Below are 18,560 nucleotides of genomic sequence, written 5' to 3'. Positions count from 1 at the left end.
CACCCGCCGCTGACCCAGGGGTGTGCCCCTGGGTCAGTCGGCGAGGATCACGTGCAGCGTCCGGGGGCCGTGGACGCCCTCCACGCGGGACAGCTCGATGTCGCTGGTGGCACTCGGCCCGCTGATCCAGGTGAGCGGGCGACCTGTGCGGGCCACACCGGCGAGCCGGGCCACCGCCTCGGGGACGTCCGACACGACCTGGTCGGCCCGCACGACGCACACGTGCACGTCAGGCACCAGCGAGAGGGCGCGACGACCCTGGTCGGGGCCGTGGTCCAGCACGATCGTGCCCGTCTCGGCCACCCCCACGGACGCCCCCGTGACCACGGCGTCGACCGCGTTGAGCTGGGCGGCCGTGAGGTCCGCGTCCTCGAGGAGCGACAGCCCGGCGGCCGCGATGGTGGCGCGCCACCCCTCGTCGAGCCCGTCGGGGAGCACGACCGTGTCGACACCGTGGCTCTGCAGGGCCGCCGTCACGCGGGCCCCGACGTCGTCCGGGGCGCACCGCTCCACCACGGCCCGGTAGTCCTCGACCCGCTCGACGAACCGACCAAGCAGGTCGTCCACCGGTGTGGGGCGGGCGTACTCCCAGGCGACGGGGACGTCCGCCTCGGGCGTGGAGCGCGGCACGTCCGCCAGCGCGGCCCGGACCCGTCCGAGGATCTGCTCCCGACTCATCGCTGCTCTGCCTCGGGCTGCTCGGTGCTGCCGTGCGCGCGCTGGTCGGACGCCCGGTGCGCCTCGGTGGACGCGTCGTGCCGAGGACCGGCAGGCCCGCCATGCCCCGGCGTGCCGGGACGATCTGCGCGCTCGCGGGCCCACCAGTCGCGGAAGGACTCCGTGGGCAGCATCTGCACGTCGCGCGCGTTCGTCCACTTCGACGCCGGCCACGGCAGCGTCCCGAAGTGGTCGAACCGCGACCCCAGCAGGCGCCCCGCCAGGCCGGAGCCCTTCATGGCGGCACCCCAGCGCCGGTGGTCGGCCATCATCCACGAGGTGGCGCGCATCACCCCCGCCTCGGAGTGCGGCATCCGGTCGGCCTTCTTGGCCTCGACGACCTTGCCGCGCATGTGGACGAGCATCCTGGGGATGTCGATGCGCACCGGGCACACGTCGAAGCACGCCCCGCAGAGGGATGAGGCGTAGGGGAGCGAGCGGTCGACCGCGGAGGCGGTGCCGCGCAGCTGCGGCGTCAGCACGGCACCGATCGGCCCGGGGTAGACCGAGCCGTAGGCGTGGCCCCCGACCTTCTCGTAGACCGGGCACACGTTGAGGCACGCAGAGCACCGGATGCAGCGCAGCGCGGTGCGGCCGAAGTCGTCGGCGAGCACCTTGGTGCGGCCGTTGTCGAGCAGGACCACGTGCATCTGCTGCGGCCCGTCACCGGGCGTCGGACCCGTCCACAACGAGGTGTACGGGTTCATCCGCTCGGCGGTGGAGGACCGGGGGAGCAGCTGCAGGAAGACCTCGAGGTCGGCAAAGGTCGGCACGACCTTCTCGATCCCGACCACCGAGATCAGCGTCTCGGGAAGGGTCAGGCACATGCGACCGTTGCCCTCGGACTCGACGACGCACAGCGTGCCGGTCTCGGCCACCGCGAAGTTCGCCCCCGAGATCGCCACCGAGGCGCGCAGGAACTTCTCGCGCAGGTGCAGGCGGGCGGCCCCTGCGAGGTGCGCGGGCTCGGCGTCCAGGTCGTCCGGCGCGGGGCGGCCGTAGTCGCCCATCTCGTCGAGGAAGATCTCGCGGACCTCGGCGCGGTTGCGGTGGATCGCCGGGACCAGGAAGTGCGAGGGTCGGTCGTGGCCCAGCTGCACGATGAGCTCGGCCAGGTCGGTCTCCCACGCGGCGATGCCCGCGGCCTCGAGGGCCTCGTTCATCTCGATCTCCTGGGTGGCCATCGACTTGACCTTGACCACCTCCGGGGGGACCTCGCGCCCCGTGGGGTCCACCTGGCGCGGCTGGTCGCGCAGCGCGTCCCGCACCAGGCCCACGATGATCCGGTTGGCCTCCTCGGCGTCGCTCGCCCAGTGGACGGTCGTGCCGGCCCGGGTGAGGGACTCCTCGAGCTGCAGCAGGTAGTGGTCGAGGTGCCGCAGGGTGCGGTCCTTGATCTCCTCGCCGGCCACCCGCATCTGCTCCCAGTCGGGCCGCTCGGCCACCACGCGGGCGCGCTTGTCGCGGATGGTGGTCATGGCGTGGTGGAGGTTCTTGCGCTGCACGGGGTTCGCCAGCTCACGGCGCGCGGCGGCCGGGAAGGGCGGCGAGTCGGCGAGCTCCCCCGAGGGCGGCGCGGGGGTGAGGCGGTGGGCGGGCTGGGTCATACGGGCTCCTCCATGGTCTCCTCGGTGCTGGCGAGCACCTCGGCCAGATGGATGGTGCGGATGCCGGTGCGCTGGCGGGCGAGCACGCCGCCGATGCTCATCAGGCAGCTGTTGTCTCCTGCCACGACGTACTCCGCGTCGGTGTCGGCGATGTGGCGGGCCTTGTCGGCGGTCATGGCGACCGAGACGTCGGAGTTCTTGAGCGCGAAGGTCCCGCCGAAGCCGCAGCAGCGGTCCGCGTCCGGCAGCTCGACCAGGTCGATGCCGCGGACCGCGCGCAGCAGCTGGTAGGGGCGGTCCCCGACCTTGGTGATACGCAGCGAGTGGCAGGTCGGGTGGTAGGTCACCCGGTGCGGGAAGTAGGCCCCCACGTCGGTGACCCCGAGGACGTCCACGAGCAGCTCGGGCAGGTCGTAGGTCTTGGCCACGACGTCGGCGACCCGCCGCTGGAGCTCGGTGCTGCCCGACCGCTCCGCCAGCATCGGGTGCTGCTCGCGGACGGACCCGATGCAGGACCCCGACGGTCCCACCACGTAGTCGAAGCGCTCGAACGCGGCGAGGTAGGTCCGGACCGTCGGCAGGGCCTCGTCGAGGTAGCCCGTGTTGGTGAACATCTGCCCGCAGCAGGTCTGCTCGGGCGGGAACGCGACCTCGCAGCCCAACCGCTCCAGGAGCCGCACGACGGCCTGGGGGGTGCCGGGATACATGGTGTCGTTGACGCAGGTGGCGAACAACGCGACGGTCTTGCCCTCACCGGGGCGCTCGGGGCTCATGGCAGCATCCAAGCAAGAACGGGCGTGGATTGCAGGCCGACGAGCAGGCAGAGCACGACGAGTAGGCCGAGGCTCCACCAGATCACGCGGCGCAGGATCTCGGACTCGCGCCCGAGCAGACCGACGGCCGTGGCCGCGATCGTGAGGTTCTGCGGGCTGACCATCTTGCCCACGACGCCGCCGGAGGTGTTGGCGGCGACGAGCAGCGTGGGGTCGATGCCGGCGTGCTTGGCGGCGGTCTGCTGCAGGGTCGCGAAGAGCGCGTTGGCGCTGGTGTCCGAGCCGGTGACGGCGGTGCCGAGCCAGCCGAGGACGGGGGAGAAGAACGCGAACGCCGCACCCGTCCCGGCGATCCAGGTGCCGATCGTGATCGTCTGCCCAGACAGGTTCATGACGTACGCCAGCGACAGCACCGAGGCGATGGTGAGGATCGAGAAGCGCAGCTTGTGGGCGGTCTCGGTGAGCTGCCGGGCGGTGTCGCGGGCGCTCACCCGGTAGACGAGGGCGATGATCACCGTGCTGATCAGCAGCATGGTGCCGGGGCTGGAGAGCCACTGGAAGGTGTAGACCGTGGAGCCGTTGACCTTGCCCGCGGCGTTGAGGACGTGCCCGTCGAGGCCGGGCCAGCGGACCTTGACGTCGGTCGAGGCGAGCCAGGCCTTGATCGGGGAGACCAGCTTGGACAACGAGAAGATCACGATGACGAGCAGGTAGGGGAACAACGCCATGGCGATGCGGGAAGGCGCCAGGTGGGTCGCGGCGGGCGCGTCGGACGAGCTGGGCAGCTGGGCGCGCTGCTCTTCGGTCATGCCCGCGCGCTCCTCGCGCTTCTCCTCGCTCATGCGCTCCAGGGCGGCGTCGCGGCCCTCGGGCTGCCAGAGGCGAAGCATCACGACGGCCGCGGCGAGCCCGACCAGGGACGCGATGATGTCCGTCAGCTCGACCGACACCCAGGTCGCGGAGATCCACTGGGCCACGGCGAACGCCACGCCGGTGACGAGCGCGATCGGCCAGGTCTGGCGCAGGCCGCGTCGCCCGTCGGCCAGGAAGACGAGGAACAGCGGGACGAACATCGCAAGGACCGGGGTCTGGTGCCCGACGTAGGCGCCGATCTCGGTGTACGGGATCTTGGTGAGGTTGCCCGCGGTGATGATCGGGATGGCGATGGCGCCGAAGGCGACGGGTGCGGTGTTGGCCAGCAGCACGACGGTGGCGGCGCGCAGGGCGGAGAAACCGACGGCCATGAGCATGACGCCGGTGATGGCCACGGGAGCCCCGAAGCCCGCGAGGGCCTCCAGCAGCCCCCCGAAGCAGAAGGCGATCAAGATGGCCTGCACCCGCGGGTCGTCGCTGATGATGTTGAACACCGCGCGCAGGTCCTCGAACCGACCGCTCACCACGGTGACCTGGTAGAGCACGATCGCGGTGAACACGATCCAGACGATGGGGAAGAGGCCGAACACCGCGCCCTCGGTGGCGGACAGCAGGGCCAGCCCGACCGGCATCTTGAAGGCCAGCACGGCCACGACCAGGGAGACGGCGAGGGCGGTGAGGCCGGCCACGTGGGCCTTCCAGCGCAGGGCGCCGAGGGTCACGAAGATCGTGGCGAGGGGCAGGAGGGCCACGAGGGCCGACAGCAGGAGGCTGCCTCCGACGGGGTCCAGGTCGGGGCGGAAGGTCATGGGAACTCCATAGTTCTCAGGTCGGTCACGCGGTCGACCGACGCCTCCGGTCAGACCATTGAAGCCACTATGGAGTGCGGTCAGACCAACTGCAAGACCCGGGACCGCGTGATCGATCCAGCCGGTTGTCGCAATAGCGCGCATGGAGGGCTACGAGTCCGTAGTCCACCACGTCGAGTCCGGCATCCTGGCCGGCTCCCAGCGCGTGGGCGCCCAGCTCAACGCGCCGGACACCGACTTCCACGTCGAGCTGGCGGAGGTGGGGCGCCACCGGCTGATGGCCGACATGACCGTCGCCGTCCGCGAGTCGCTGCGCCGGCCCATCCTCGACGCGGAGCGGTCGCTCGGCGACTGGGCCGGGTTCGGTGGCCAGCCGCAGGAGCACCTCGAGGCGATCTACGAGTCCGTGGTCGCCGGGGACGGCCAACGGGCGGCAGACCTGGTGGAGTCCCACATCCGGGCGGCGTACGCGATCCTCCGATCGTGCTCGCCCGTCGGTGGGTCGTGCTAGGTGAGCGCGGCGGTGAGGCGGATCTCCCGCAGGAGGTCCTGGTCGCCCGGTCCCACGACGCGGTCGCGGTAGGCGCTGTCCGGCGCGAAGCCCCCCGCCTCGAGGAAGGCCCGTGTCGTGACGTCCTCGGCCGGGACCCAGGCGTAGGCGTGCGCGAAACCCCCGTCGCGGAGCAGGTCGACCGCCGCGTTGAGCAGGCGGGAGCCGTGGCCCTGACGGCGCGCGTCCGGGTGGACGCCCAGCGTGATGATCTCGCCGTCGCCGTCCTCGGCGTCCGGGTCCTCGCACGGTCCGATGGCCGCGTAGCCCAGCACCTGGGGGCCGGCGCAGGACACGACCAGCACGTGGCGCGGGGACGGCGGCTGCTCCAGCGAGGCGCGCCAGGCGCGGGCGAAGGGCAGCGGCTCGAATCCCTCGAGCACCTCGGCGGGGATGAGCCCCGCGAAGGCCTGGCGCCATACGGCCGACTGGACCGTGCCCACCGCCGGGGCGTCGTTGACGCGAGCCTGACGGACGCTGGCGTCGGCGGTGGGGCCGGCGGCGCCCTCGTGCTCGTGCTGGTGGTCGTGCTCGTGCCGGTGGTCGCGCTCGTGCTGGTGGTCGTGGTCGCTCACCGACCGATCCTCTCAGACCGACCTGCGAGCTACCGGCCGGTAGCGTGACGGACGACACCTCACCGGCCTCGGGCGCCTTTGCAGGCGCTGACGCGGGCGAGGATACTGGCCAGCATGTATGGCAACGATGTCATCGACCCGGACGAGCCGCTGAACGCGGCCGAGACCGACGACTACACCCGGGCCCGCGAGGCCTCGGCCGACGCGGACCGAGCTCCGGGGGACACGACGTCGTTCGACGACCTCATCGCCCGTGACCTGCGCATCGAGCCGCGCGACGACATGCCGGAGGGCTACCGCCAGACCCTGATCCGACAGATCGCCCAGCACGCTCACTCCGAGATCATCGGGATGCAGCCCGAGGCCAACTGGATCACCCGCGCCCCGAGCCTGCGGCGCAAGGCCATCCTGATCGCCAAGGTGCAGGACGAGGCCGGGCACGGCCTCTACCTCTACTCCGCGGCCGAGACGCTCGGCGTCGACAAGGCCGAGCTGCTCGACAAGCTCCACGCGGGCAGGCAGAAGTACTCCTCGATCTTCAACTACCCGACGCTGACCTGGGCCGACGTGGGGGCGATCGGCTGGCTGGTCGACGGCGCCGCGATCATGAACCAGGTGCCGTTGTGCCGGTGCTCCTACGGCCCTTACAGCCGCGCGATGATCCGCGTCTGCAAGGAGGAGTCCTTCCACCAGCGACAGGGCTTCGAGATCCTGTGGGTGCTCGCCCGGGGTACCGAGGAGCAGCGCGCGATGGCGCAGGACGCCGCCAACCGCTGGTGGTGGCCCGCACTCATGATGTTCGGCCCCGAGGACTCCGGCGAGGCCGCCCAGCAGGGCCACACCGCGCAGAACATGGCGTGGGGCATCAAGCGGTTCAGCAACGACGACCTGCGCCAGAAGTTCGTCGACATGACGGTACCCCAGGCGCAGAAGCTCGGCATCGCCCTCCCCGACCCCGACCTGCGCTGGAACGACGAGCGCGGTCACTGGGACTTCGGCCAGATCGACTGGGAGGAGTTCTGGCGGGTCCTCAAGGGTGACGGTCCGTGCAACGCCGAGCGCATGAGCAACCGGATCCGGGCTCACGAGGACGGGGTGTGGGTGCGAGAGGCCGCCAACGCGTATGCCGCCAAGCAGGCCTCGCGCTCGAAGGAGAGTGCCGCATGACCGAGGCCACCTGGCCGTTGTACGAGGTGTTCGTCCGCGCCAAGCGGGGTCTGTCCCACGTCCACGTGGGATCCCTGCACGCGCCGGACGCCCCGATGGCGCTGCACAACGCCCGCGACCTCTACACCCGCCGGCAGGAGGGCGTGTCGATCTGGGTCGTCGAGGCGGACAGCATCACGGCGTCCAGCCCCGACGAGCGCGGACCGCTCTTCGACCCCAGCGCGGACAAGGTCTACCGCCACCCCACGTTCTACGACGTGCCGGAGGACGTGGAGTACCTATGAACGCCAGCACCGTCGCCGGGCCCGGTGCCCCGCCCCCGCCCGGCACCTCGGGCACCCTCGCGGACTACGTCCTGGGACTCGCGGACGACGCGCTCGTCTACACCCAGCGCCTGGGGGAGTGGGTGGCCGACGCCCCCGCCATCGAGGAGGACATGGCGATCGGCAACATCGCGCTCGACCTCCTGGGCCAGGCGCGCAGCCTGCTGACCTACGCCGGGTCCCTCGACGGGACGGGGCGCTCCGAGGACGACTACGCCTACCTGCGCGACGAGCGCGAGTTCCGCAGCGTCCACCTCGTCGAGATGGAGCGCGGCGACTTCGGCGTGGAGATGGCCCGGCTGCTGTGGTTCGCCACCGCTCGGCTGGCGGTCATGCAGCGGCTCACCGGGTCCGAGGACGAGACGCTACGCGGCGTCGCGGGCAAGGCCGTCAAGGAGCTTGCCTACCACCGCGACCACGCCCGCAGCTGGGTGGTGCGCCTGGGCGACGGCACCGAGGAGTCGCACCGCCGCATGCAGGCGGCCCTCGCGGTGGTCGAGCCGTACGTCGCCGAGCTGTTCGCCGACGACGACGCGGCCGTCGCCGCCGCGGAGTCCGGGGCGGGCGTGCGCCCCAGCGAGGTCGAGGACGAGGTGCGCGCGTATGTCGCGAGCGTGCTCTCCGAGGCGTCCCTGACCCCAGCCGAGCCGTCCCGCTGGACGGCCCGGGACGGTCGGCGCGGGATCCACTCGCGGCCGATGGGCTACCTGCTCGCCGAGATGCAGCACATCGCACGCTCGCACCCCGGCGCCACCTGGTGAGCGCCGTGGCGGCGCCGGCCCGGTCGGGGCGCTCGGCCGAGCAGCTGGCCGACGCCATACGGGCCATCCCCGACCCCGAGATCCCGGTCATCACGATCGACGACCTCGGCATCGTGCGGTCGATCGAGGTCGACGAGGAGCGGCGTCTCGTGCGCGTCGTCCTCAGCCCGACCTACTCCGGCTGCCCCGCCATGGGGCTGATCGAGGACCTCGTGCGGCACGAGGCGAGCCGCGCCCTCATGACGGCGGAGGTCGTCACCCAGCTGTCGCCCGCCTGGACCACCGACTGGATGAGCCAGCGGGGGCGCGAACGCCTGCGCGAGTTCGGCATCGCCCCGCCCACCGCCGGAGCTGCCGGAGCTGCCGGAGCTGCCGGGAGCGCCCACGCGCCGGTGCCCGTTCAGCTGACCCGGCACCAGGTGCGCTGCCCCCGCTGCGGCAGCGACCAGACCACGGAGGTGGCCCGGTTCGGGTCCACCGCCTGCAAGGCGTTGCGCCGGTGCGACGTCTGTCGTGAGCCCTTCGACGAGTTCAAGGTGATCTGATGGCCCTGCTCAGCAAGCCCGTGCGCCACCGCCCCCAGTTCCACCCCCTCACGGTGGCCGGGGTCGAGCCGCTCACGGACGACGCCGCGGCGATCACCTTCGCCGTGCCCGAGGAGCTGCGAGAGGAGTTCACCTTCGCCCCCGGCCAGCACCTCACCTTGAGAGTCGAGCGGGACGGCCAGGAGCAGCGGCGCTCCTACTCGATCTGTCTGTCCCGCAAGGCGGCCGCCGACCGAGGGGTCCTGCGGGTGGCTGCCGGGCGCGTGGCCGGCGGTGCCGTCTCGCCGTGGCTGGTCGACGAGGTGCGCCCGGGCGACACGATCGAGGTCATGCCGCCGCTCGGCTCGTTCCTCGTGCCCACGGAGCCCGACCGCGCCCGTCACCACGTCGCCATCGTCGCCGGGTCGGGGATCACACCTGTCCTGTCCCTGCTCACGACCGTCCTCGAGGACGAGCCCGGCAGCCGGGTGACCTTGCTGTTCGGCAACCGGTCGACGAGCTCGATCATGTTCCTGGAGGAGCTCGAGGACCTCAAGAACCTCTACCGCAGCCGGTTCCAGCTCATGCACGTCCTGTCCCGTGAGGCCCGTGACGTCGACCTGTTCAGCGGGCGTCTGGACGAGGAGCGGCTGCGCCGGATCTTCGACTCCCTCGTCCCCGTCGACACGGTCGACGAGTGGTACCTCTGCGGACCCTTCTCCCTGGTCGAGAACGCCCGCGAGGTCCTCGCGGCCGAGGGGGTCGCCAACGAGCACGTCCACTTCGAGGTCTTTCACGTCGACGACGAGCCGCGGGCCGAGACCGACCCCGGGGTCGGCGCCGCCGGGGAGCGCACCGGCGTCCTCGCGAGGGTCACGGTCAACCTCGACGGACGCACGACCGAGATCGCGATGACCGACCCCGGCGAGACCATCCTGGCCGCGACGCTCCGGGCCCGTCCGGACGCGCCCTACTCCTGCACCGGCGGGGTGTGCGGCACCTGCCGGGCGCGGCTGGTCGAGGGAGAGGTCCGCATGGACCGCAACTACGCCCTCGAGGAAGACGAGGTCGCGGACGGCATCGTGCTCGCGTGCCAGTCGCGCCCGGTCACCGACCACGTGCGCCTCGACTACGACGCGTGACGCGCCGCGCCCTCGCCGGGCCGGGGCGTCCGGTGGGGCGCGCGGCGGCGACCGTCGCCGTCGCTGCCCTCGTCGCGGTGACGACCGCCGGGTGCCAGGGCGCTCCCAACCGTCCCCCGCCCGCCGCGTCCTCCTCCGGCCGGGGGACGGGCGACGACGGGGCGACCTCGGCGGGGCCCACGACCAGCATCCCCGACCTCGGGGCACCGAGCCTCGACGACGTGGCGCCGGAGCCGTCCTCGCCCGCCGCCCCAGGAGGCGACGCGACGGCCGGTGAGGCGGACCGACTCGCCGCTGCCGCCGCGGATTTCGTCGCGGCGGCGACCAGCGTGCGAGCGGTGGGCACCCTCAACGTCCAGGGCGCGCCCATGACCTTCGACCTGCGGGGCACGCGTGACGGGCTGAGCGTCCGGGGCACCGTGTCGATGGGGGTGTCCGCGCCGTTCGAGATCGTGCGCAGCGAGGGGCGGACGTTCGTGCGGTCCGCGGCCCTCTCCGGCAGCGCCCGCGGCCGCTTCGTGCAGCTGTCCGGTGCGGCGGCCAACCAGCTCGCCGTCCTCAGCCTCAGCGAGCTGCTGGACGCCGTCGAGGCCGCCCTCCGCGACCCGGGCGACCGCACGGTCGTGGGGCGGACCTCCTACGAGGGCACCCAGGCCTACGAGCTCCGCTCCGGCGGGCCGACCACAGCGATCGTGGCAGCAGACGGGTCGGGGCGACTGCTGCGGCTCAGCTCCTCCGCGCCCCGCACGGCCGGCACGATCGCGTTCAGCGAGTGGGGCGCCGTCGCGCGCATCACCCCACCCGCGATCCGCGAGGTCGCGCCGGTCCCGGGGTCCTGAGTGGCCTTGGGCGACGGGGTCAGTCGACGGGCCCCGCCCCGACCGGGACGACCTGGTCGTCCGGACCGCCCGAGTGGTCGTCGGCCCGGTCGATGCGGTACAGCACGTGGTGGCACAGCTCGCTCGCCGGGTCGATCAGCGGGTGGTCGAAGTCGTCGGCGAGGTCGTGCATCATGCCGATGCGCTGCATGACTGCCCGCGACGGCAGGTTGACCGAGGCCGTGAAGGACACGACCTGCCGCAGCCCGAGCTCGCGGAAGCCCACGTCCAGGGCGGCCAGGGCAGCCTCCGTCGCGTAGCCCCGCCCCCACGCCGACCGGGCGAGCCGCCAGCCGATCTCCACGCACGGCGTGAACGCCGCCTCGAACCGCGGCCGGACCAGACCCGTGAAACCCACGAAGGCGCCGGTGCTGCGCTCCTCCAGGGCCCACAGTCCCCACCCGTGCTCGTCGACGTGGCCCCGCGCGCGACCCAGCAGCTCGTCGCTGGCGGCCCGGTCCAGCGGGGCGGGGAAGTACGCCATGACCTCCGGGTCGGCGTTGAGGCGCGCGAACTCCTCGGCGTCCAGGTCGCGCCAGGGCCGCAGGACCAGCCGCTGCGTCGTGCGGGGGCGGACGGGCAGGTCGGGGAGGGCGGGCAGCTGCGTCGTCCCCGCGGCGTCGGGGGCGGTCGGGGAAGGGGGTGGCGCGGTCGGCATACGGCGAGACTAGCGATCGCCCCCACCCAGATGATAAGAGTTCTCACCTGCATCTGGTGTGGCATACTCCGAGAACCAGCCCGACGGTGCCAGGAAGCCGGTGAGAGACCGGCGCGGTCGCGCCACTGTGACCGGGTCCCCGACGGGGGCGCGGGAGCCAGGAACTGCTCGTCGGGTCCACCGCGAGGGGGACGCGTGATCCCCGATCTCAAGGAGTGCGCAGATGCACATCGCCGAGGGCTACCTCCCTCCCTGGCACGCCGCGGCCTGGACGGCCGTCGCCACCCCGTTCGTCGTCCACGGAGCGCGACAGGTCGTGCGTCAGGTCCGTGAGCATCCCGAGAACCGCCTGCTGCTGGGGGCGGCCGGCGCCTTCACCTTCGTGCTGTCCGCCATCAAGCTCCCGTCGGTGACGGGCAGCTCCAGCCACCCGACGGGCACCGGCCTCGGCGCCGTGCTCTTCGGGCCCCCTGTCATGGCGCTGCTCGGCGGCATCGTCCTCGCCTTCCAGGCGCTCCTGCTCGCCCACGGAGGCCTCACCACCTGGGGCGCCAACGTCATGAGCATGGCCGTGGTCGGTCCGTGGGTGGGCTACTCGTGCTACGCCGTATGCCGCCGCGCTGGGCTGCCCCTCCTGGGCGGCGTGTTCGTGGCGATGGCCGCCGCCGACCTCGCGACCTATGCGACGACCGCCCTGCAGCTCGCGCTGGCTCATCCCGACCCGGCCAGCGGGTTCCCCGGGGCGCTCGCGAAGTTCCTCGGCATCTTTGCCCTCACCCAGGTCCCGCTGGCCCTCGCCGAGGGTGTCCTCGGCGTCCTCGTCATCCGTGTGCTGCGCGACGTCGCGGCCCCCGAGCTGCGGCGCCTCGGGGTGCTGCCGCGCGAGGCCGACGCGAGGACCGGCCTCGACGGGCGTGGCGGTCCCGGGCGGCCGGGCGCCGGCGCGTCCGCTCCGTCCCTCACGACGGAGGGCTGAGCATGCGACCACGCCGACACCTGCTGACCGTCGTCTGCCTGCTGGCCCTCGTGGCGCTGCTCGCCGTGCCGCTGCTGCTGGACGCCCGGCGCAGCGGTCCCGAGGAACGGTTCGTGGGGACGGACAGCGCCGCCACCAGCGCCATCGAGCAGGCCCACCCGGACTACCAGCCGTGGTTCCGCAGCGTGTTCGAGCCCAGCGGCGAGGTCGAGTCGGGGCTGTTCGCCCTGCAGGCCGCCGTCGGCGCGGGCGTGCTCGGCTACGTCATCGGCTACCTGCGCGGCCGCAGCCGCCCCCGCCCGCAAGGCTCCGACTGAGGTGGCGGGGCTCGCGATCGACGACGCCGCCTGGGCGGGCACCTGGCGGACGCGCGCCGTCGGTGACAAGGCGCTGCTGAGCCTGGGGCTGGTGCTCGTCGCGCTGCTCCTGCCCCCCTGGCCGGCCTCACCGCTGGTAGCCCTCACCAGCGTGATCGTCCTGGTCGGCCCGGCCCGGGTGCCGGTGTCCCTGGTGCTGCGCGCGCTTCGTGGACCCTTGGCCTTCATCGTCGTCAGCGGGCTGTCGGTGGCGGTGACCGTCGGCGCCCAGGAGGCGACCCAGGGAGGGGCCGGGCCCTCGGCATACTGGCGCTGGGGACCGCTCGCGGTGACGCCCGAGAGCCTGGCGGCCGCCGCGGGCCTGACCGCCCACGCCGTGGCCGGCACGCTGGCGGTGCTCGTCCTCGCCAGCACGACACCCATGGTCGACCTGCTCGCCTCCGCGCGTCGCGTGCGCGTGCCGGACGCCTGCGTGGAGATCGCGGCGCTGACCTATCGCCTGCTGTTCGTGCTGCTGGACTCCGTGCGCTCGATCCGGGAGGCGCAGTCCGGCCGGCTCGGCTACCACGGCCGCCGAGCCGCGCTGCGCTCCGCGGGCATGCTCACCGCCGCCGCCCTGACCCGGTCGTGGGACCGGGCCCGCCGCATGGAGGAGGGGCTGGCGGGGCGGGGCTACGAGTCCGCGCTGCTCACCCTGCCGCGCGAGCAGCGACGCTCGGCCGGCTTCCTCGTCGCCAGCATGCTCTTGCTCGTGTCCCTGGTGGTGCTGTCCCTCGCCACCTCAGCGGGGGTGGGAGGGCCATGAGCCACCGCGAGGACTGCCACCACCCCCCGCTCGCGGCGATTGGGCAGCGGCTGGCCACCACGGCGCTGCACGCGGCCTATCCCGGGGGTCCGCCCGTGCTCACCGGGGTGGACCTGCAGGTGGGGGCGGGGCGCCGCACCGCGCTGCTCGGGGCCAACGGCTCCGGCAAGACGACGCTTCTGCGCTGCCTGAGCGGTGGGCACCAGCCCTCGGCCGGCGAGGTGCAGGTCGACGGCCGGCGGGTCGACTACTCCCGCAAGGGTCTGCGCGAGCACCGGCAGCGCGTGCAGCTCGTGCTCCAGGACCCCGACGACCAGCTGTTCAGCGCCGACGTGACCCAGGACGTGTCCTTCGGGCCGATGAACCTCGGCCTGCCCGTGGCCGAGGTGCGCGAGCGGGTGGCCGAGGCGCTCGCCCTGCTCGGCATCGAGCATCTCGCGGATCGTCCGACGCACCAGCTGTCCTACGGCGAGCGCAAGCGTGCGGCCACCGCGGGCGCCGTCGCCATGCGCCCCGCGGTGCTGCTGCTCGACGAGCCCACGGCGGGCCTGGACCCGGCCGGCGTCGAGGAGATGCTGGGTGCCCTGACCCGCCTCGAGGAGCACGGGACCACGGTGGTGCTCGCCACGCACGAGGTCGACCTCGCGCTGTCGTGGGCGGACGACGCGGCCGTGGTGGTCGACGGGACGGTCACCCAGGGCCTGGTCGAGGAGGTGCTCGGCGACGACCTGCTCGTCGCGCGGGCCCGGTTGCGCCGCCCTTGGCCGCTCGAGCTGGCCGCCCGCCTCGCGCGGGCCGGGCTGCTCGACGCCGACGCCCGACCGCGCGACGTCGACGGGCTGGTTGCGGCGCTGTCGGGACGGGCCGCGACCACGTCCTGAGCGCGGGTCGGGTGCGTCGAGGGGCGCAGACGAGTGCGTCAGTCCTGCATGGCCTTGATGATCGCGACGGCCTGCGTGATGCGCTCGTGCCCGTCGGGCTCCCGCGCGGCCCACCAGGCGTTGTCCAGCTCCCGCAGGATCGTCCACGCGCGCGCCCGTGCCGGGTTGATCCCCGCCGCGTCGCAGGCGTAGTCCACCCGGAACCTCAGGTGGTTGCGCAGGTGGTGCGCGCGGACGGCCTCGTCCCAGCGGTTCCACAGCAGAGGGGCGATCGTCAGGGCGAGCTCGCCGGCGAGGGGCTTGGGGTCGATGGCGAGCCAGCCGTCGACGGTGCCGACCCGCGGCGCCACTTCCTCCGGCACGCGCAGCACGTTGCCGTCGTGAAGGTCGCTGTGCACGAGCCGGGCGTCGACCTCTGCGTCCTCGGCCAGCTCCGCGGCAAGGCGGACCCCCTGGTCGACCACCCTGGGCGGGACGGGAGGGGGTGAGCTCGTGAGGCGCTCACGGATGCGCCCGCACCAGGCGCTCGCCGTGTCGAGGCGGGGGAGCGCTGGCCGGTCGAGCAGGGCGTGCAGCCGGCCCACCGTCTCGCACGCGTCGAGCACGGGCTCACTGCTCAGCGCCTGGTCGGGGTTCAGCCGTTCGAGCAGCAGCGCCCAGCGGGCGGGGTCGGCCGCCAGCAGGCGCACGGCCCCCGTGCCGTCCCACGCGCGCAGCGCCAGGTGCTCGTGCGCCGCCTCGGCGTGCGGCCAGCTCACCTTGAGGACGGCCGGTCTGCCCTGCCTGCGCACCGGTAGGACGATCGCGGACACCCCGTGCCGTGGTCGCCCGTCCACGGCGAGGTCCTGCGCGGCGAGGATCTCGTCCAGGGTGCCGGGCAGCCGCCGCAGCCAGGTGTCACCATCGACCGGGTCGCGGACCCCCTCGTCCGCCGGGCGGCCGGACACCAGCGCGGTCAGAGATGCCGGGACCAGGTCTCGGGTCGCGCCGCTCACGACAAGAGCCCCGGGAACGCCCGCAGCGGCACCCCCCACGCATCCCCGGCGGTCACGGCGTCGACGACGAGGCGGGTGGTGGTCGTGACCGCCTCCGTCGACCCCGAGCCGGCAGCCCAGGTCGTGCCGCAGGCCGTCTCGAGCGTGGTGAGCGCGTGGGTGACGAGGCGGCGTGCGGCGGCGCCGTCGCGCACGGGGAAGGGCAGCGGGTAGCCGGCGGGAGGCGCCCCCGAGGAGCCGCCTCGCGACTCCAGCCGCACGACGACACCGGCGACCCGGGCCAGCTCGCGCGAGACCGCTCCACGGTCGTCGTCCGGCGTGCGGGCGGCGGCCACCTCGAGGTGGTAGCGCGCTCGCCGGTGCGCGGCCAGCAGCCCGCCGTCGGCGGGGGAGGCAGCCGTGCCCCACTCCGGCCAGCGGGCAGGGGACCCGAGCAGGCCCGCCAGGCGGGCGCGGCACGCCCCGAAGGACCCCAGCAGCGGCAGCTGGCCGGCGTGGGCCGACGCCAGCTCCGCGAGGGCGGCGGGTGACACGGCGGCGGCCTCGGCCCGGGCGGCGGCGCCCCGGTCCGCCGGGGTGCCGGATGCGCCGGATGCGCCGGATGCGCCGGATGTGCCGACGGTGCCGGACGCGCCGGCGTCGGACCCGCTGGTCGAGACGGAGGGGGTCGGAGTCGTGACGCGCTGCGCCTGCGGCACCCGTCGGTCGCGCAGCAGCTGGTCGAAGGTGCGGGCGTGGACGGCGTGCAGGCGCGGTGCCGCAGCCCCGTCACCGGCCAGGCCGGTCGTCATACGGCCGAGGTCCGTCGCGGTGCGCCAGGCCGCGAGCAGGAGCGCCTCGTCCTCGGTGGGCTCGCGGGTCGGGACGAGCGGGATCCGCGGCGCGTCGTCCTCCAGCCGGACGCGGCAGGCGGTCAGCAGCCCCAGCGGGACGAGCGAGGCAGCCGCCACCACCGCGCGCCGCGAGGGCACGGCCGCGACGTCGCGCGAGGTGCGCGGGGCGTGCGGGGACGACCGGTCGACCATGCCTGCGATCCTGCCACCCGTGAGCGGGCTCCCGTGGACGTGACACAGCCCGAGAGCAGCCGGACGCGCGCTGTCATCCCGCTCGCCCGCTCGATAGAGTTCCAGCAGGGTCGATGGCATAGGGTGTGGACTTTGCCGGCCCGCGCGCAGCCGTGACGCGGCGCAGGCGCACATCACCGACAGCGGAGGAAACGATGGTCACCCGGAGCACCGAGCAGGACGTCCGCACGCTGCTGGACCCCGCGCTCGCCGAGCTGGGGCTCATGGTCGAGCAGCTCACCGTGCAGCAGGTGGGCAAGCGTCGCCTCGTGCGGCTGACCGTCGACACCGACCTGGTGACCGCGCCCCCTGCCGACGACACGACGGCCATCGAGCCCCTGGACCTGGACCTCGTGGCGGACGCCACGCGCCGCGTGAGCGAGCTCCTCGACGAGTCCGAGGTCATGGGCGAGCAGCCCTACGTCCTCGAGGTGGGCTCGCCCGGTGTCGACCGGCTGCTCACCGAGCCGCGGCACTTCCGCCGCAACGTCGGTCGTCTCGTCAAGGCATCGACCCCCGACGGCCAGGTCACCGGACGCATCGTCGCCGCCGGCCCGGAGCAGGTGGCCCTGGAGGTCACCACCAAGGGGGCGTCGTCGACCCGGCAGCTCGCCTACCCCGACATCGCCCGCGCCCAGGTGCAGGTCGAGTTCACCCGCGCGACCGAGGAGAAGAACTGATGGACATCGACATGGCGGTCCTGCGGATGCTCGCCACCGAGCGCGAGATCCCCCTCGAGGTGCTCGTCAAGACCATGGAGGACGCCATGCTCCTCGCGTACTCCAAGACCGAGGGGGCGGCGCGCCGGGCCCGAGTGGAGCTCGACCGCAAGTCCGGCAAGGTCACGGTGTGGGCCCTGGAGGACCTCGAGCCGGTCGCCGAGGGCGAGCCCCGTCCCGAGCCGAGGGAGTATGACGACACGCCTGCCGACTTCGGCCGGGTCGCCGCCTCGACGGCGCGGCAGGTCATCCACCAGCGCATGCGCGACCTCGAGGACGAGTCGGTGCTCGGCGACTTCCGCGGCAAGGAGGGGGACATCCTCTCCGGCGTGGTGCAGCAGAGCTCCAACCCCCGCGTCGTCCAGGTGGCGCTCGGTGGAGGTGTCGAGGGTGAGCTGCACGTCTCCGAGCAGGTGCCGGGTGAGCGCTACGCCCACGGGGATCGCATCCGCTGCTACTGCGTGAGCGTCAAGCGGGGCAACCGCGGCCCGCAGATCATGCTGTCCCGCACCCACCCCAACCTGGTGCGCAAGCTCTTTGCCCTCGAGGTGCCCGAGATCGCGGACGGCACCGTCGAGATCGCAGCCCTCGCACGCGAGGCGGGGCACCGCACCAAGATCGCCGTCACGGCCAAGACCCCGGGGGTCAACGCCAAGGGCGCCTGCATCGGTCCGATGGGGGCCCGTGTCCGGGCCGTCATGACCGAGCTGCACGGCGAGAAGATCGACATCGTCGACTACTCCGCCCAGCCCGACGAGTTCGTGGCCGCGGCGCTGTCGCCGTCCCGCGTGCTGTCGGTCGAGGTCGTGGACCCCAAGCTGCGTGCCGCGCGGGTCGTGGTGCCCGACTACCAGCTGTCCCTGGCCATCGGCAAGGAGGGCCAGAACGCCCGCCTGGCCGCCAAGCTCACCGGGTGGCGCATCGACATCCACCCCGACACCCCCGCGGGTGGCGGTCAGGCAGCGGCCGGGTCGGCCGGGTCGGCCGGGTCGGATGAGTCGGCCGGGTCGGATGAGTCGGCTGAGCCGTCGGCCGGTTCCGAGCAGGGTGCCTGAGGTCCCTCACCCCCGGGAGCACGTCGAGCCGGTCGTCACGGTGCGACGACACGCCCGGGGACGCGGTAGGATGGGTCAGTCTGGTCCAGCGACCACCGCGTCCTCGTCCGCCCCGGGTCCCTCCCGAACGTGCGTGGGCTGCCGTGGTGTCGGTGACCGGGCGGCTCTCCTGCGAGTGGTGGCGGAGCCGGACGAGCGTGGGTCGCTCCACGTCGTTCCGGACCCGCGCAGGCGCAGGGCCGGACGTGGGGCCTGGCTCCACCCGGACCCCTCCTGCCTGGACCTCGCCGTGCGTCGCAAGGCGTTCGGGCGTGCCCTGCGCGCGGAGGTCACGACCGACGTCGCCGCGCTGCGGGCGTGGGTGGAGAGCGAGCACGACCGGTCCTGACGG

At 73.3% G+C, this 18,560-nt stretch carries 22 protein-coding genes and 1 riboswitch; of the genes, 14 read left to right on the top strand and 8 right to left on the bottom strand.

The window, feature by feature from the left end:
* Positions 1–33 precede the first annotated feature (33 nt).
* From ACF3NS_RS14475 to ACF3NS_RS14460, 4 genes are read right to left on the bottom strand one after another with little or no spacing between them, the layout of a single operon-like run.
* Complete coding sequence (locus ACF3NS_RS14475) at positions 34–678, bottom strand: lactate utilization protein C (protein WP_288799136.1); 645 nt, start codon at positions 676–678, stop codon at positions 34–36.
* A complete protein-coding gene (locus ACF3NS_RS14470; protein ID WP_082176893.1) occupies positions 675–2,324 on the bottom strand; it encodes a lactate utilization protein B in 1,650 nt (549 codons plus the stop codon). Before ACF3NS_RS14470 ends, ACF3NS_RS14475 begins: the two co-directional genes overlap by 4 nt.
* On the bottom strand, positions 2,321–3,097 hold the full coding sequence (locus tag ACF3NS_RS14465; protein ID WP_154592566.1) for a (Fe-S)-binding protein: 777 nt from the start codon (positions 3,095–3,097) through the stop codon (positions 2,321–2,323). The genes ACF3NS_RS14470 and ACF3NS_RS14465 overlap by 4 nt, the downstream gene beginning before the upstream one ends.
* Entirely contained in the window at positions 3,094–4,779 is a 1,686-nt protein-coding gene (locus tag ACF3NS_RS14460) for an L-lactate permease (RefSeq protein WP_154592565.1), read from the bottom strand. Before ACF3NS_RS14460 ends, ACF3NS_RS14465 begins: the two co-directional genes overlap by 4 nt.
* Before the next feature lie 142 nt (positions 4,780–4,921).
* Here ACF3NS_RS14460 and ACF3NS_RS14455 point away from each other — a divergent pair, with 142 nt between their 5' ends.
* Positions 4,922–5,290, top strand: coding sequence for an FCD domain-containing protein (locus tag ACF3NS_RS14455; protein ID WP_154592564.1), 369 nt, complete (start codon positions 4,922–4,924; stop codon positions 5,288–5,290).
* Here the strand turns inward: ACF3NS_RS14455 and ACF3NS_RS14450 are convergent.
* The gene (locus tag ACF3NS_RS14450) at positions 5,287–5,904 is read right to left on the bottom strand and encodes an N-acetyltransferase (protein ID WP_311966411.1); all 618 of its coding nucleotides are present in this window, start codon (positions 5,902–5,904) and stop codon (positions 5,287–5,289) included. The two genes, ACF3NS_RS14455 and ACF3NS_RS14450, sit on opposite strands and share 4 nt — an antisense overlap.
* Before the next feature lie 114 nt (positions 5,905–6,018).
* Here ACF3NS_RS14450 and paaA point away from each other — a divergent pair, with 114 nt between their 5' ends.
* From paaA to ACF3NS_RS14420, 6 genes are read left to right on the top strand one after another with little or no spacing between them, the layout of a single operon-like run.
* Positions 6,019–7,071, top strand: coding sequence for a 1,2-phenylacetyl-CoA epoxidase subunit PaaA (paaA, locus tag ACF3NS_RS14445; RefSeq protein WP_288799298.1), 1,053 nt, complete (start codon positions 6,019–6,021; stop codon positions 7,069–7,071).
* Positions 7,068–7,355 carry a 1,2-phenylacetyl-CoA epoxidase subunit PaaB gene (gene paaB, locus ACF3NS_RS14440; protein WP_154592562.1) on the top strand — a complete coding sequence of 96 codons (288 nt, stop codon included), beginning with the start codon at positions 7,068–7,070 and terminating at the stop codon, positions 7,353–7,355. The genes paaA and paaB overlap by 4 nt, the downstream gene beginning before the upstream one ends.
* Positions 7,352–8,155, top strand: coding sequence for a 1,2-phenylacetyl-CoA epoxidase subunit PaaC (paaC, locus tag ACF3NS_RS14435; RefSeq protein WP_154592561.1), 804 nt, complete (start codon positions 7,352–7,354; stop codon positions 8,153–8,155). Before paaB ends, paaC begins: the two co-directional genes overlap by 4 nt.
* The gene (gene paaD / locus ACF3NS_RS14430; RefSeq protein ID WP_311966410.1) at positions 8,152–8,700 is read left to right on the top strand and encodes a 1,2-phenylacetyl-CoA epoxidase subunit PaaD; all 549 of its coding nucleotides are present in this window, start codon (positions 8,152–8,154) and stop codon (positions 8,698–8,700) included. The genes paaC and paaD overlap by 4 nt, the downstream gene beginning before the upstream one ends.
* A complete protein-coding gene (gene paaE, locus ACF3NS_RS14425) occupies positions 8,700–9,821 on the top strand; it encodes a 1,2-phenylacetyl-CoA epoxidase subunit PaaE (protein ID WP_392466925.1) in 1,122 nt (373 codons plus the stop codon). The genes paaD and paaE overlap by 1 nt, the downstream gene beginning before the upstream one ends.
* Positions 9,818–10,660, top strand: a complete 843-nt coding sequence (locus ACF3NS_RS14420) for a hypothetical protein (protein WP_392466923.1) — start codon at positions 9,818–9,820, stop codon at positions 10,658–10,660. Before paaE ends, ACF3NS_RS14420 begins: the two co-directional genes overlap by 4 nt.
* Positions 10,661–10,679: 19 nt before the next feature.
* On the opposite strand, the gene ACF3NS_RS14415 is transcribed toward ACF3NS_RS14420, so the two are convergent.
* Positions 10,680–11,357 carry a GNAT family N-acetyltransferase gene (locus tag ACF3NS_RS14415; protein WP_392466920.1) on the bottom strand — a complete coding sequence of 226 codons (678 nt, stop codon included), beginning with the start codon at positions 11,355–11,357 and terminating at the stop codon, positions 10,680–10,682.
* A 90-nt stretch (positions 11,358–11,447) separates the two neighbouring features.
* A riboswitch (cobalamin riboswitch) is annotated at positions 11,448–11,524 on the top strand.
* 56 nt (positions 11,525–11,580) lie between these two features.
* On the opposite strand from ACF3NS_RS14415, the gene ACF3NS_RS14410 reads away from it, so the two are divergent.
* From ACF3NS_RS14410 to ACF3NS_RS14395, 4 genes are read left to right on the top strand one after another with little or no spacing between them, the layout of a single operon-like run.
* Complete coding sequence (locus ACF3NS_RS14410) at positions 11,581–12,333, top strand: energy-coupling factor ABC transporter permease (RefSeq protein ID WP_154592557.1); 753 nt, start codon at positions 11,581–11,583, stop codon at positions 12,331–12,333.
* 2 nt (positions 12,334–12,335) lie between these two features.
* Positions 12,336–12,650 carry an energy-coupling factor ABC transporter substrate-binding protein gene (locus ACF3NS_RS14405; RefSeq protein ID WP_154592556.1) on the top strand — a complete coding sequence of 105 codons (315 nt, stop codon included), beginning with the start codon at positions 12,336–12,338 and terminating at the stop codon, positions 12,648–12,650.
* 1 nt (position 12,651) lies between these two features.
* A complete protein-coding gene (gene cbiQ / locus ACF3NS_RS14400) occupies positions 12,652–13,455 on the top strand; it encodes a cobalt ECF transporter T component CbiQ (RefSeq protein WP_311966409.1) in 804 nt (267 codons plus the stop codon).
* Positions 13,452–14,336, top strand: coding sequence for an energy-coupling factor ABC transporter ATP-binding protein (locus ACF3NS_RS14395; protein WP_154592555.1), 885 nt, complete (start codon positions 13,452–13,454; stop codon positions 14,334–14,336). Before cbiQ ends, ACF3NS_RS14395 begins: the two co-directional genes overlap by 4 nt.
* A 38-nt stretch (positions 14,337–14,374) precedes the next feature.
* Here ACF3NS_RS14395 and ACF3NS_RS14390 read toward each other — a convergent pair whose 3' ends face one another.
* Both ACF3NS_RS14390 and ACF3NS_RS14385 read right to left on the bottom strand, forming a co-directional pair.
* Positions 14,375–15,331 (bottom strand): aminoglycoside phosphotransferase family protein, encoded by a 957-nt coding sequence (locus ACF3NS_RS14390; protein ID WP_392466916.1) that lies wholly within the window; start codon positions 15,329–15,331, stop codon positions 14,375–14,377.
* The gene (locus ACF3NS_RS14385) at positions 15,328–16,356 is read right to left on the bottom strand and encodes a hypothetical protein (RefSeq protein ID WP_392466910.1); all 1,029 of its coding nucleotides are present in this window, start codon (positions 16,354–16,356) and stop codon (positions 15,328–15,330) included. The genes ACF3NS_RS14390 and ACF3NS_RS14385 overlap by 4 nt, the downstream gene beginning before the upstream one ends.
* A 194-nt stretch (positions 16,357–16,550) precedes the next feature.
* Here ACF3NS_RS14385 and rimP point away from each other — a divergent pair, with 194 nt between their 5' ends.
* From rimP to ACF3NS_RS14370, 3 genes are read left to right on the top strand one after another with little or no spacing between them, the layout of a single operon-like run.
* Positions 16,551–17,075 carry a ribosome maturation factor RimP gene (gene rimP, locus ACF3NS_RS14380; RefSeq protein ID WP_154592552.1) on the top strand — a complete coding sequence of 175 codons (525 nt, stop codon included), beginning with the start codon at positions 16,551–16,553 and terminating at the stop codon, positions 17,073–17,075.
* Entirely contained in the window at positions 17,075–18,169 is a 1,095-nt protein-coding gene (gene nusA / locus ACF3NS_RS14375) for a transcription termination factor NusA (protein WP_154592551.1), read from the top strand. The genes rimP and nusA overlap by 1 nt, the downstream gene beginning before the upstream one ends.
* Positions 18,108–18,557: a YlxR family protein gene (locus ACF3NS_RS14370; protein ID WP_392466908.1), complete on the top strand. Its 450-nt coding sequence runs from the start codon at positions 18,108–18,110 to the stop codon at positions 18,555–18,557. The genes nusA and ACF3NS_RS14370 overlap by 62 nt, the downstream gene beginning before the upstream one ends.
* Positions 18,558–18,560 lie beyond the last annotated feature (3 nt).

Origin of the sequence: Arsenicicoccus cauae (assembly GCF_043162025.1) — a bacterium.
GTDB classification, from domain to species: Bacteria; Actinomycetota; Actinomycetes; order Actinomycetales; family Dermatophilaceae; genus Arsenicicoccus; species Arsenicicoccus cauae.
Note: the sequence above shows the minus strand (reverse complement) of the source record. Positions and strands in the feature narration are given on the sequence as shown.

What these genes read in the sequence shown, in the direction of transcription:
- ACF3NS_RS14475 (WP_288799136.1), bottom strand. Translation starts at nt 678, where the DNA reads ATGAGTCGGGAGCAGATCCTCGGACGGGTCCGGGCCGCGCTGGCGGAC.
- ACF3NS_RS14470 (WP_082176893.1), bottom strand. Translation starts at nt 2,324, where the DNA reads ATGACCCAGCCCGCCCACCGCCTCACCCCCGCGCCGCCCTCGGGGGAG.
- ACF3NS_RS14465 (WP_154592566.1), bottom strand. Translation starts at nt 3,097, where the DNA reads ATGAGCCCCGAGCGCCCCGGTGAGGGCAAGACCGTCGCGTTGTTCGCC.
- ACF3NS_RS14460 (WP_154592565.1), bottom strand. Translation starts at nt 4,779, where the DNA reads ATGACCTTCCGCCCCGACCTGGACCCCGTCGGAGGCAGCCTCCTGCTG.
- ACF3NS_RS14455 (WP_154592564.1), top strand. Translation starts at nt 4,922, where the DNA reads ATGGAGGGCTACGAGTCCGTAGTCCACCACGTCGAGTCCGGCATCCTG.
- paaA (WP_288799298.1), top strand. Translation starts at nt 6,019, where the DNA reads ATGTATGGCAACGATGTCATCGACCCGGACGAGCCGCTGAACGCGGCC.
- paaB (WP_154592562.1), top strand. Translation starts at nt 7,068, where the DNA reads ATGACCGAGGCCACCTGGCCGTTGTACGAGGTGTTCGTCCGCGCCAAG.
- paaC (WP_154592561.1), top strand. Translation starts at nt 7,352, where the DNA reads ATGAACGCCAGCACCGTCGCCGGGCCCGGTGCCCCGCCCCCGCCCGGC.
- paaE (WP_392466925.1), top strand. Translation starts at nt 8,700, where the DNA reads ATGGCCCTGCTCAGCAAGCCCGTGCGCCACCGCCCCCAGTTCCACCCC.
- ACF3NS_RS14415 (WP_392466920.1), bottom strand. Translation starts at nt 11,357, where the DNA reads ATGCCGACCGCGCCACCCCCTTCCCCGACCGCCCCCGACGCCGCGGGG.
- ACF3NS_RS14410 (WP_154592557.1), top strand. Translation starts at nt 11,581, where the DNA reads ATGCACATCGCCGAGGGCTACCTCCCTCCCTGGCACGCCGCGGCCTGG.
- ACF3NS_RS14405 (WP_154592556.1), top strand. Translation starts at nt 12,336, where the DNA reads ATGCGACCACGCCGACACCTGCTGACCGTCGTCTGCCTGCTGGCCCTC.
- ACF3NS_RS14395 (WP_154592555.1), top strand. Translation starts at nt 13,452, where the DNA reads ATGAGCCACCGCGAGGACTGCCACCACCCCCCGCTCGCGGCGATTGGG.
- ACF3NS_RS14385 (WP_392466910.1), bottom strand. Translation starts at nt 16,356, where the DNA reads ATGGTCGACCGGTCGTCCCCGCACGCCCCGCGCACCTCGCGCGACGTC.
- rimP (WP_154592552.1), top strand. Translation starts at nt 16,551, where the DNA reads ATGGTCACCCGGAGCACCGAGCAGGACGTCCGCACGCTGCTGGACCCC.
- nusA (WP_154592551.1), top strand. Translation starts at nt 17,075, where the DNA reads ATGGACATCGACATGGCGGTCCTGCGGATGCTCGCCACCGAGCGCGAG.
- ACF3NS_RS14370 (WP_392466908.1), top strand. Translation starts at nt 18,108, where the DNA reads ATGAGTCGGCCGGGTCGGATGAGTCGGCTGAGCCGTCGGCCGGTTCCG.